Origin of the sequence: Streptomyces sp. NBC_00306, from assembly GCF_036169555.1 — a bacterium.
In the GTDB taxonomy this organism is placed as follows: Bacteria; Actinomycetota; Actinomycetes; order Streptomycetales; family Streptomycetaceae; genus Streptomyces; species Streptomyces achmelvichensis.
In genome coordinates, this window is the sequence record NZ_CP108032.1 from 5,995,984 (window position 1) to 6,007,032 (window position 11,049).

Below are 11,049 nucleotides of genomic sequence, written 5' to 3' on the forward strand. Positions count from 1 at the left end.
GAGGCGGTGGTATTCGGGGAACCTTCTGGTCTCCCGCTACGTTTCTGCTTCGTGCACTGTGACAACGCGGTGACAGGGTGTGGCGACGGGCGGGGTGCGGCTACCATGACCGGCACAAGGACGGGCGACGCAAGGGAGTCGCCCCCTGGGGCGGCGCCCGGTGCGTCCCCCGGCTCGAAGAGCTGGGGAGACCCCACGCCGGGGCGAGGAGGACGGGGCATGGTGCAGAAGGCCAAGATCCTCCTGGTCGATGACCGGCCGGAGAATCTGCTGGCGCTGGAGGCCATTCTCTCTGCGCTCGATCAGACACTGGTGCGGGCATCGTCAGGGGAGGAAGCGCTCAAGGCGCTGCTGACAGACGACTTCGCGGTCATTCTGCTGGACGTCCAGATGCCTGGAATGGACGGTTTCGAGACCGCGGCGCACATCAAGCGGCGGGAGCGGACCCGGGACATCCCGATCATCTTCCTCACCGCGATCAACCACGGACCGCATCACACGTTCCGGGGCTATGCCGCGGGCGCGGTCGACTACATCTCCAAGCCGTTCGACCCGTGGGTGCTGCGCGCCAAGGTCTCGGTCTTCGTCGAGCTGTACATGAAGAACTGCCAACTGCGGGAGCAGGCCGCGCTGCTGAGGCTTCAGCTGGAGGGCGGCGGGCAGTCGGGCGCCGACAACCACAAGGAGCCGGCGGGCCTGCTCGCCGAGCTCTCCGCGCGCCTCGCGGCCGTCGAGGAGCAGGCGGAGGCGCTCTCGAAGCAGCTCGACGACGACTCCGCGGATGCGGCCGCCGTGGCGACCGCGGCCCATCTCGAGCGCAAACTCACGGGTTTGCGCAGAGCCCTGGACGCACTGGAACCGGGTACCGGCGGCCCCAGCGCCCTGCCCTCGCAGAACTGAGCGGCCGAAGTGTCGGCCGGTGTGTGAGGGAACGTCACTTTGCCGCCTCCGCAGGGCGACACGAACGGGTGAAGCAGTAAGCACACGTGTCCACTGCCTCCCACACCGGTAACCTCACCACTATGGCCTCACGTACGTCCGGCAAGGGTTCCCAGGGCACGGCGGGCACCGCGAAGCCGCGCCCCGGCCGTACGACCGGTGCCGCGAAGAAGGCGGCGCCCGCCAGGAAAGCCGTCGCAAAGAAGACCGTGCCCGCGAAGAAGGCACCGGCCAAGAAGGCCGTTGCCAAGAAGGTCGCGCCGAAACCGGCACCGTCTCCCACCGGTGGTGTCTATCGGCTCGCTCGCGCGCTCTGGCTCGGACTCGCGCACGGCCTGGGTGCGATGCTCCGCGGCATAGGGCGTGGCGCGAAGGGACTCGACCCGGCCCACCGCAAGGACGGCCTGGCGCTGCTGCTCCTCGGACTCGCGCTGGTCGTCGCCGCCGGAACCTGGTCCAACCTCCGCGGTCCGGTCGGCGATCTCGTCGAGATGCTGGTGACCGGTGCCTTCGGCAGGCTCGATCTGCTGGTGCCGATACTGCTCGGCGCGGTCGCCGTCCGGCTGATCCTCTATCCCGAGAAGCCCGAGGCCAACGGCCGCATCGTCATCGGCCTGTCGGCCCTCGTCGTCGGCGTGCTCGGCCAGGTGCACATCGCGTGCGGCTCTCCGGGGCGCGGCGAGGGCACCGGCGCCATGCAGGACGCCGGCGGTCTGATCGGCTGGGCCGCGTCCAAGCCGCTGATCTTCACGATGGGTGAGGTGCTCGCGGTACCGCTGCTGGTCCTGCTCACGCTCTTCGGTCTGCTCGTCGTCACCGCCACGCCGGTCAACGCCATTCCGCAGCGGCTGCGACTGCTCGGCGCCAAGCTCGGCATCGTCGACCCGGTGTACGAGCCGGGGGAGTACGGGGACGGCGAGTACGAGGGCACGGACGACGACCACCGCTACGACGAGCAGTGGCGCGAGGCCGTCCCGGCCCGCGCCCGCCGCTCGGGCGCCCGCCGCAGCGAGGCCCCCGTCGACTACGACCCGGACCAGGCCGAGTCGGAGGCCCTGTCGAGGCGACGCCGGCCGCGCCGCGGCTCGGTGCAGCCCGCGATGGACCGCCCGATGGACGCCGTGGACGTGGCGGCCGCCGCGGCCGCGGCGCTCGACGGAGCCGTCTACAACGGATTCCCGCCCTCGCCCCTGGTCGCCGATCTGACCAAGGACGTCACCGCCGAGCGGCAGCGTGCCGCGTCCCCGCTGCCGGCCGCGCGCGAGCCCGAGCAGGCGGAGCCCAGGAAGCGACGGGTCAAGGAGCCCGAGGAGACTTCCTCGCAGAGCGGGCCCGTCCCCGATCTCACCAAGCCCGCCCCCGACGACTCCCAGCCCCTGCCGCCGCGCGCCGAGCAGCTCCAGCTCGCCGGCGACATCACGTACTCCCTCCCGTCGCTCGACCTGCTGGAGCGGGGAGGGCCGGGCAAGACCCGCAGCGCCGCCAACGACGCGATCGTCGCCTCGCTCTCCAACGTCTTCATGGAGTTCAAGGTCGACGCGGCCGTCACCGGGTTCACCCGGGGCCCGACGGTCACCCGCTACGAGGTGGAACTCGGCCCGGCGGTCAAGGTCGAGCGGATCACCGCCCTGACGAAGAACATCGCGTACGCCGTCGCCAGTCCCGATGTCCGGATCATCTCCCCGATCCCCGGCAAGTCCGCGGTCGGCATCGAGATCCCCAACACGGACCGCGAGATGGTCAACCTCGGCGACGTCCTGCGGCTCGCGGACGCGGCCGAGGACGACCACCCGATGCTGGTCGCGCTCGGCAAGGACGTCGAGGGCGGCTATGTGATGGCCAACCTCGCCAAGATGCCACACGTCCTGGTCGCCGGCGCGACCGGCTCCGGCAAGTCGTCCTGCATCAACTGCCTGATCACCTCGGTCATGGTGCGCGCCACCCCGGAGGACGTCCGGATGGTGCTCGTCGACCCCAAGCGGGTCGAACTCACCGCTTACGAGGGCATCCCGCACCTGATCACCCCGATCATCACCAACCCCAAGCGGGCCGCCGAGGCGCTCCAGTGGGTCGTGCGGGAGATGGACCTGCGCTACGACGACCTCGCGGCGTTCGGATACCGGCACATCGACGACTTCAACCAGGCCGTGCGCAACGGCAAGGTGAAGGCCCCCGAGGGCAGCGAGCGCGAGCTGTCGCCGTATCCCTATCTGCTCGTCATCGTGGACGAGCTCGCCGACCTGATGATGGTCGCGCCGCGGGACGTGGAGGACGCGATCGTCCGCATCACGCAGCTGGCGCGCGCCGCGGGCATCCATCTGGTACTGGCGACGCAGCGGCCGTCCGTGGACGTCGTCACCGGTCTGATCAAGGCGAACGTGCCGTCCCGGCTCGCCTTCGCCACCTCCTCGCTCGCCGACAGCCGGGTCATCCTCGACCAGCCGGGCGCGGAGAAGCTGATCGGCAAGGGCGACGGGCTCTTCCTGCCCATGGGGGCCAACAAGCCCACCCGTATGCAGGGTGCCTTCGTGACCGAGGACGAGGTCGCGGCCGTCGTCCAGCACTGCAAGGATCAGATGGCACCGGTCTTCCGCGACGACGTCGTGGTCGGCACCAAGCAGAAGAAGGAGATCGACGAGGACATCGGCGACGACCTGGATCTGCTCTGCCAGGCCGCCGAACTTGTGGTATCCACCCAGTTCGGGTCCACGTCGATGCTCCAGCGCAAGCTGCGCGTCGGTTTCGCCAAGGCCGGACGGCTGATGGACCTGATGGAGTCGCGCAACATCGTCGGCCCGAGCGAAGGCTCAAAGGCTCGTGATGTTCTGGTGAAACCTGATGAGCTGGATGGAGTGCTGGCCGTGATCCGCGGGGAGTCTCACTCGTAAGGGTTTCGAGAGCAACCGTTTCCCCCGGTCCTACGTCAAGTTGGAGGGAGGGACATACAGATGTCCCACCATCACGGATGCCCGGCCATTCCGATGGCGTACAAACTCCCTCCGCCCAGTTGCCCCACCCTTTCGTACCACCCATAGACTGAACCTCCAGCAGGTGGCTACACGCTCGAAAGGCACCCCCGTGTCCATCGGCAACTCCCCCGAAGACGACCGGCCTTCCCCCGAGGACGACCGGCCTTCGATCGGTCATGTGCTCCAGCAAGCCCGCATCGACGCAGGTCTGACCGTCGACGAGGTCAGTGCCTCCACCCGGGTGCGCGTCCCGATCGTCACCGCGATCGAACAGGACGACTTCTCCCGCTGTGGCGGTGACGTGTACGCGCGCGGCCACATCCGCATGATCGCGCGTGCCGTCGCCCTCGATCCTGATCCGCTCGTGTCCCAGTTCGACGCCGAGCACGGTGGGCGGCCCGCGCCGACGCCCGCCGCGCCGCTGTTCGAGGCCGAACGCATCCGGCCCGAGCGCCAGCGGCCCAACTGGACCGCGGCGATGGTCGCGGCGATCGTCGCCGTGATCGGTTTTGTCGGCTTCACGCTGTTCAACGGCGACGACGAGGGCAAGGACGGCTCCAACGTCGCCGAGGGCTCGGCGCCCGACAAGAAGCCCTCGCCCAGCAAGTCCACGAGCAAGCCCGTCGACCCCAAGCCCGAACCCTCCGACAGTGCGATCGCCGCGGTGCCGAAGGACAAGGTCACGGTGAAGCTGTCCGTCCTGGACGACAAGAGCTGGATCTCCGCCAAGTCGCACAACGGCAAGCTGCTCTTCGACGGCACCCTTCTGAAGGGCCAGTCCAAGACTTTCCAGGACGACGAGCGGGTCGATCTGATCCTCGGCAACGCCGGCGCGATCGAGCTGTACGTCAACGGCAAGAAGGTCGAGGACCGGTTCGAGACGGGCCAGGTCGAGCGGCTGTCGTACACCAAGGGTGACCCCGAGGTCGGCTGACGCCACAGGGCGGCGGACGGCCGGGAACCCTCGGGGCCGGGGTGAGGGCGTGGACAAAGTAGTCTTGAGCCCATGCCCGAACGCCGTACCGTCGCCCTTGTCACTCTTGGCTGCGCCCGTAACGAGGTGGACTCGGAGGAGCTTGCAGGCCGCTTGGCAGCGGACGGCTGGGAGCTCGTCCAGGAAGCCGCCGACGCGGACGTCGCCGTCGTCAACACCTGTGGCTTCGTCGAAGCCGCGAAGAAGGACTCCGTCGACGCCCTCCTCGAAGCCAATGATCTGAAGGACCACGGGAGAACCCAGGCCGTCGTGGCGGTCGGCTGCATGGCCGAGCGGTACGGCAAGGAACTCGCCGAGGCGCTGCCCGAGGCGGACGGTGTGCTCGGCTTCGACGACTACTCCGACATCTCCGACCGGCTGCAGACCATCCTCAGCGGCGGTGTCCACGCCTCGCACACTCCGCGCGACCGTCGCAAGCTCCTGCCGCTCAGCCCGGTGGAACGCCAGTCGGCGACCGAGGTCGCGCTGCCGGGCCACGCCCAGGCTCCCGAGGACGTGCCCGAGGACCTTCCCGAGGGGGTCGCCCCGGTGTCCGGGCCGCGTGCCCCGCTGCGCCGGCGCCTCGGCACCAGCCCCGTCGCGTCCGTGAAGCTCGCCTCCGGCTGCGACCGCCGCTGCTCCTTCTGCGCGATCCCCTCCTTCCGCGGCTCCTTCATCTCCCGGCGGCCCAGCGACGTCCTCGGTGAGACGCGCTGGCTGGCGGAGCAGGGTGTCAAGGAGGTCATGCTGGTCTCCGAGAACAACACCTCGTACGGCAAGGACCTCGGCGACATCCGGCTGCTGGAGACCCTGCTGCCGGAGCTCGCGGACGTCGACGGCATCGAGCGGGTGCGCGTCAGCTATCTCCAGCCGGCCGAGATGCGGCCCGGGCTGATCGACGTGCTGACCTCGACGCCGAAGATCGCGCCCTACTTCGACCTCTCGTTCCAGCACTCCGCCCCCGGCGTGCTCCGAGCCATGCGGCGCTTCGGCGACACCGAGCGGTTCCTGGAGCTGCTGGACACCATCCGGACCAAGGCGCCGCAGGCCGGTGTGCGCTCGAACTTCATCGTCGGTTTCCCCGGCGAGACCGAGGCCGACTTCGCCGAGCTGGAACGCTTCCTCACGCATGCGCGTCTGGACGCCATCGGTGTGTTCGGTTACTCCGACGAGGACGGCACGGAAGCCGTCTCGTACGACAACAAGCTGGACGCCGACGTCATCGCCGAGCGGCTGGAGCACCTGTCGCGGCTCGCGGAGGAGCTGACGGCGCAGCGCGCCGAGGAGCGGCTCGGTGAGCGCCTGGAGGTGCTCGTCGAGTCCGTGGACGGGGAGGACGGTGCGGTCGGCCGCGCCGCGCACCAGGCCCCGGAGACGGACGGCCAGGTGATCTTCACCTCGGGCGAGGGTCTGGTCCCCGGCCGTATGGTCGTGGCGAAGGCTGTCGGTACGGAGGGTGTCGACCTGGTGGCCGAGTTCTGCGAGGTCCTGGAGGGCGACCACAGGGTTCAGGAGGCGGCCAGATGACCGGAGTGCCGGCATCCGCGGGGGGCGGCACGGGTAGGCCCGCGCCCGGCGGCAAGCTCGGCGCTGCGGCCGTCAATCAGGCCAGCCTCTGGAACATCGCCAACATCCTCACCATGGTGCGGCTGGTGCTGGTGCCCGCCTTCGTCCTGCTCATGCTGCAGGACGGCGGGTACGACCCGGCATGGCGGGCCTGGGCATGGGCCGCTTTCGCCGTCGCCATGATCACGGACATCTTCGACGGTCATCTGGCGCGTACGTACAACCTGGTCACCGACTTCGGGAAGATCGCCGATCCGATCGCCGACAAGGCGATCATGGCGTCCGGCCTGATCTGCCTGTCCGCGCTCGGCGATCTGCCGTGGTGGGTGACCGGAGTGATCCTCTTCCGCGAGCTCGGCATCACGCTCATGCGGTTCTGGGTGATCCGCCACGGCGTGATTCCCGCCAGCCGCGGCGGCAAGATGAAGACCCTCGCGCAGGGCGCGGCGGTCGGGATGTACGTCCTCGCACTGACCGGTCCACTCGCCACCCTCCGCTTCTGGGTGATGGCCCTCGCCGTCGTGTTGACGGTGCTCACCGGCCTCGACTACGTGCGGCAGGCGATTGTGCTGAGGCGCAAGGGGCTGGCCAGGGAGCGTGCCGTGGCGGAGGCCGACCTGTGACCGTCGCCGCCCGGATCATCGCGGTGCTTGCGGAGCGTGGTCAGACCCTGGCGGCCGCGGAGTCCCTGACGGGCGGTCTGGTGGCCGCGGAGCTCACCGGTGTCCCCGGGGCCTCGGCGGCCTTCCGCGGGTCCGTCACGGCGTACGCAACCGAGCTGAAGCGGGACGTCCTGGGCGTCGACGGGACCCTCCTGGCGGAGCGGGGCGCGGTGGACGCCGAGGTCGCTGTGCAGATGGCGGCCGGTGTGCGCACGGTCCTGGGCGCCGGCTGGGGCATCGCCACCACCGGTGTGGCAGGTCCCGAGCCGCAGGACGGGAAGCCCGTCGGGACGGTCTTCGTCGCCGTCGCCGGGCCGGACGGTTCACGGAAAGTCGCCGCATTGCGGTTGAACGGTGGCCGGGCGGAAATCCGTAGAGAGAGTGTACGGAGCGTGCTCGAGCTGCTCTCCGGCGAACTGCACGAAAATGCGAGGGCACAGGATACGGAACAGAACGGGGGGAATTGATGTTTGCAGCCCTGAGTGAACACGACATCGCTCCCCGCACGGCCGCAGCGCGAGGCGGTACGGTGGGGCGTGAAGGATGCGGCTACACGGTCCGAGGAGGGAGCCACCGATGATTCTGCTCCGTCGCCTGCTGGGTGACGTGCTGCGTCGGCAGCGCCAGCGCCAGGGCCGTACTCTGCGCGAAGTCTCCTCGTCCGCCCGAGTTTCGCTCGGCTATCTCTCCGAGGTGGAGCGGGGGCAGAAGGAGGCTTCCTCTGAGCTGCTCTCCGCCATCTGCGACGCGCTTGACGTACGGATGTCCGAGCTCATGCGAGAAGTGAGCGACGAGCTGTCGCTGGCCGAACTGGCCGAGTCGGCAGCGGCCACCGAGACGGTGCCTGTGCCAGTACGCCCGATGCTCAATTCCGTATCCGTGACGTCGGTGGCAGGTGTGCCGACGGAGCGGGTGACCATCAAGGCGCCTGCGGAGGCGGTCGACGTCGTGGCCGCCTGATACGTACGGCTGGTGCGGCTCGTTTTCGAGCTGAGCCCCGGTCGCTGCCCCTGCGGGCGGCGCGCCGGGGTTTTTGCTTTGCGAGGTTTGTGTCCGAATGTCTGGTACGGGCGTCTATGTCATGGTGGGTAAGCCTGACAGCCGAGCTGACTCGAGCTGACTCGCGCTGACCACCTACTGGAGGACACGCATGTCTGTCGTGAAGAGCCCGTTGTCCGAGGCCGACCTCAAGGCGGTCGGTAACGCGCTTCGCGGAGCGCTGGTGGATCTGGTGGATCTCGGCCTCGTGGCCAAGCAGGTCCACTGGAACGTCGTGGGGCCGCGCTTCCGGTCCGTCCATCTCCAGCTCGACGAGGTCGTGGACACGGCCCGCCTGCACTCGGACACCGTGGCCGAACGTTGCTCTGCCATCGGTGTGACCCCGGACGGCCGGGCCGGCACGGTGGCGTCGCAGAGTGCCATCGGCACCGTCCCGGAGGGCTGGATCAAGGACGTCGACGCAGTGAAGACGCTGGTGGACGCCCTCGGCGCGGTGATCGAGCGGATGCGGGAGCGTATCGAGGTGACGGACGAACCGGACCCCGTGAGCCAGGACATCCTGATCGGGCTCACAGCGGACCTGGAGAAGCACGCCTGGATGTTCCAGGCCGAGAGCGCGTAGAAGAGCGCGTAGATCGGAGCCCGGTGCCGTTTCGCGCGCCGGGCCTGCATCCGGTGCGCCCTCCCGGCGGATGATCGCGCCGGTCTAGCGTGGTCCGGAGGGAGGCGAGCCATGGCACGAGGCGGAGGAGTGCGCGTGCCCGTGGTCGCCCTGGGACTCATAGCCGGCGGTCTGTGGTGGTGGGCGGTGTTGCGTCTGCTGCTGGCGCCGGACCAGTCCGGTCTGGTCGAGGGGGCGGTGGCGGCGGGCGGCTGGGGGCTGAGCCTGCTGCCGGTGCACGTCACGGCATCCCGCGGGGGTGGTGGGACGGTGGCCCGCATCGGCGGCGGGGCTGCTGCCGAGGGTCCGGCTCGCGTCGGTGGAGGATCGCGCCGTACTGGTAAGGCATCGCGCAGCACGTGGATGCGGCGCGTCACGCAGGCACTGCAGGGTCCCCAGGTCCACGGTGGTTCCGGCCTCACCAGGGCATGGCGACGCCCCCGTTCGGGCGAATGATCTGACCCGTCGTGAACGACGATGCATCCGAGGCGAGATGGAGGACCGCGTGCGCGATGTCCTCGGGCTCACCGACCCTGCGGAGCGGAGAGAGCCGGACCATGGCCGCCTCCGCCTGATGCTGGAGCGTCGTGTCGTGGCGGTCGGTCATCGGGGTGCGGACCCAGCCGGGGGCGATGGCGTTCACGCGTATGGAGTGCGGGCCGAGTTCGGTGGCCAGCGTCTTCGTCAGCTGGACGACGGCAGCCTTGGCCGCGCTGTAGCAGAGCAGACCTGCGCCGGCCGCGTCCACGGCTCCTGAGGCCATGGTGACGAGGGACCCCGGAGTGCCGGCCGCGATCATGGTGCGTGCCGCCTCCTGGCAGGCGTACAGAACTCCCTTGAAGTTGACGGCGAGGACACGGTCGAGGTCCTCGTCCCTGGTCTCCAGTACGGAGCTGCTGTGCATGATTCCGGCGATCGCGGCCAGGACGTCGAGCCGTCCGGCGCTCTCGATCGCGGCCTTCACCTGTGCGCGGTCCGCGACATCGAGGGTGTGGGTGGAGACCGTGCCGCCCGCGTCGCTGATCATGCTGCGGGTCTCGTCCAGTCCCTTCTCGTCGACGTCGGCGCAGTGGACCGCGGCACCTGCTTCGGCCAGGAGTACGGCCGAGGCCCGGCCGATGCCGCCGGCTGCACCGGTGACGAACGCCGTCCGGCCGGTGAGGTCGTACGCGGTGAGACCCATGCCGGGACCGTACGACCAGATCTGACGGACCGTCAACTGGTCGTCGTGGACTCGTTGTCCGTCGACGCGTACACGTGAGGGCCGGGGTGCCGGGGTGCCGGGGTGGCCTGGCCGGAGGTGTCAGGGAGTCGGGCCCGCCTGGCAGCCCGGGCACCAGTACGTGACGCGTTCGCCGGTGCCATCGCTCTGGTCCGCCTTGCGTACGGCGGTGCCGCAGCGCAGACAGGGATGGCCGCCCCGGCCGTAGACGTACAGCCGGGGGCCGAAGGCCTGCCGACGAGGGCCGGCCAGCACACTGCGGTCGGTGGCCGTGGTCTGCCGTTCGAAGGTGTTCTTGTTGAGCTCCAGGAGCCGCTGTGCGGTGGCGACGAGCCGGGCGGGGACGTCCTCGGGCAGTTCGCCCACGGGGAGCCAGGGCGTGACCCCGGCGAGGAACGCGAGCTCCGACTTGTAGACATTGCCGATCCCGGCGAGATTGCGCTGGTCGAGGAGTGCTTCGCCGAGAGGGCGGGCCGGGTCCGCGAGGAGGTTGACCCGGGCGGTGTCGGGGTCCCAGTCAGGGCCCAGGAGATCGGGACCGAGATGGCCGACGACGGTGCTCTCCTCGGCCGTGCGGACCAGCTCCAGGACGGGGAGGCGATAGCCGACGGCCGTCTGGGCGGCGGTGCCGAGGACGACCCGGATCTGATGCGCGGGTCCGCCGCTCCAGCGCTTGCCGACGGCGAACACACGCCACGCGCCGTCCATCCGCAGGTGCGAATGGAGGGTGAGACCGCCCTCGAAACGGGTGAGGAGATGCTTGCCGCGTGAGGTGACGTCCAGAACGGACCGGCCGGTGAGGTCGGCGGTCGCGAACCGCGGCACGCGTAGATCGGACACGGTGAGCACCTGGCCCGCGAGGGCCGTGTGCAGCCGCTTCGCGGTCAGCCAGACGGTGTCTCCTTCGGGCATGGATCCATGATGCGCGAGGCGGGCACGGTGTGGGAGCCGGGCCGCGCAAATGAGCCCTCGGGGTGAGGGGGCGTACCCGGGAGCGAGCCTTGTGCGCAGCATTCCGTAAGGGGGAGCGGGCCTTCTCTGTGACGGCCCGGACCCTC

Annotated in this window: 10 protein-coding genes and 1 pseudogene; 9 read left to right on the plus strand and 2 right to left on the minus strand. The window is 69.6% G+C overall.

The window, feature by feature from the left end:
- Positions 1–219 precede the first annotated feature (219 nt).
- The 9 genes and pseudogenes from OHA05_RS26815 to OHA05_RS38275 all read left to right on the plus strand — a co-directional run.
- A complete protein-coding gene (locus tag OHA05_RS26815) occupies positions 220–900 on the plus strand; it encodes a response regulator (RefSeq protein WP_313943734.1) in 681 nt (226 codons plus the stop codon).
- Between the two features lie 122 nt (positions 901–1,022).
- The gene (locus OHA05_RS26820) at positions 1,023–3,827 is read left to right on the plus strand and encodes a DNA translocase FtsK (protein ID WP_328861906.1); all 2,805 of its coding nucleotides are present in this window, start codon (positions 1,023–1,025) and stop codon (positions 3,825–3,827) included.
- 190 nt (positions 3,828–4,017) lie between these two features.
- The gene (locus OHA05_RS26825; protein WP_313948840.1) at positions 4,018–4,842 is read left to right on the plus strand and encodes a helix-turn-helix domain-containing protein; all 825 of its coding nucleotides are present in this window, start codon (positions 4,018–4,020) and stop codon (positions 4,840–4,842) included.
- Between the two features lie 72 nt (positions 4,843–4,914).
- Complete coding sequence (gene rimO / locus OHA05_RS26830) at positions 4,915–6,408, plus strand: 30S ribosomal protein S12 methylthiotransferase RimO (RefSeq protein ID WP_328861907.1); 1,494 nt, start codon at positions 4,915–4,917, stop codon at positions 6,406–6,408.
- Positions 6,405–7,070 carry a CDP-diacylglycerol--glycerol-3-phosphate 3-phosphatidyltransferase gene (gene pgsA / locus OHA05_RS26835; RefSeq protein ID WP_313943731.1) on the plus strand — a complete coding sequence of 222 codons (666 nt, stop codon included), beginning with the start codon at positions 6,405–6,407 and terminating at the stop codon, positions 7,068–7,070. The genes rimO and pgsA overlap by 4 nt, the downstream gene beginning before the upstream one ends.
- Positions 7,067–7,576, plus strand: coding sequence for a CinA family protein (locus tag OHA05_RS26840; protein WP_313943730.1), 510 nt, complete (start codon positions 7,067–7,069; stop codon positions 7,574–7,576). The genes pgsA and OHA05_RS26840 overlap by 4 nt, the downstream gene beginning before the upstream one ends.
- Positions 7,577–7,685: 109 nt before the next feature.
- Complete coding sequence (locus OHA05_RS26845; RefSeq protein WP_313943729.1) at positions 7,686–8,069, plus strand: helix-turn-helix domain-containing protein; 384 nt, start codon at positions 7,686–7,688, stop codon at positions 8,067–8,069.
- Positions 8,070–8,259: 190 nt separating this feature from the next.
- On the plus strand, positions 8,260–8,730 hold the full coding sequence (locus OHA05_RS26850; protein ID WP_313943728.1) for a Dps family protein: 471 nt from the start codon (positions 8,260–8,262) through the stop codon (positions 8,728–8,730).
- Between the two features lie 111 nt (positions 8,731–8,841).
- A pseudogene (locus OHA05_RS38275) lies at positions 8,842–9,021 on the plus strand (hypothetical protein); the annotation flags it as partial.
- Positions 9,022–9,187: 166 nt separating this feature from the next.
- On the opposite strand, the gene OHA05_RS26860 reads toward OHA05_RS38275, so the two are convergent.
- Together OHA05_RS26860 and OHA05_RS26865 are read right to left on the minus strand one after the other, a co-directional pair.
- Entirely contained in the window at positions 9,188–9,952 is a 765-nt protein-coding gene (locus OHA05_RS26860; protein WP_328861909.1) for an SDR family NAD(P)-dependent oxidoreductase, read from the minus strand.
- Positions 9,953–10,072: 120 nt separating this feature from the next.
- Positions 10,073–10,903, minus strand: coding sequence for an Fpg/Nei family DNA glycosylase (locus tag OHA05_RS26865; protein ID WP_328861910.1), 831 nt, complete (start codon positions 10,901–10,903; stop codon positions 10,073–10,075).
- Positions 10,904–11,049 lie beyond the last annotated feature (146 nt).

Bases quoted from the DNA above. Each gene is read 5' to 3' on its own strand.
- OHA05_RS26815 (WP_313943734.1), top strand. From the start codon at position 220: ATGGTGCAGAAGGCCAAGATCCTCCTGGTCGATGACCGGCCGGAGAAT.
- OHA05_RS26820 (WP_328861906.1), top strand. From the start codon at position 1,023: ATGGCCTCACGTACGTCCGGCAAGGGTTCCCAGGGCACGGCGGGCACC.
- rimO (WP_328861907.1), top strand. From the start codon at position 4,915: ATGCCCGAACGCCGTACCGTCGCCCTTGTCACTCTTGGCTGCGCCCGT.
- pgsA (WP_313943731.1), top strand. From the start codon at position 6,405: ATGACCGGAGTGCCGGCATCCGCGGGGGGCGGCACGGGTAGGCCCGCG.
- OHA05_RS26845 (WP_313943729.1), top strand. From the start codon at position 7,686: ATGATTCTGCTCCGTCGCCTGCTGGGTGACGTGCTGCGTCGGCAGCGC.
- OHA05_RS26850 (WP_313943728.1), top strand. From the start codon at position 8,260: ATGTCTGTCGTGAAGAGCCCGTTGTCCGAGGCCGACCTCAAGGCGGTC.
- OHA05_RS26860 (WP_328861909.1), bottom strand. From the start codon at position 9,952: ATGGGTCTCACCGCGTACGACCTCACCGGCCGGACGGCGTTCGTCACC.
- OHA05_RS26865 (WP_328861910.1), bottom strand. From the start codon at position 10,903: ATGCCCGAAGGAGACACCGTCTGGCTGACCGCGAAGCGGCTGCACACG.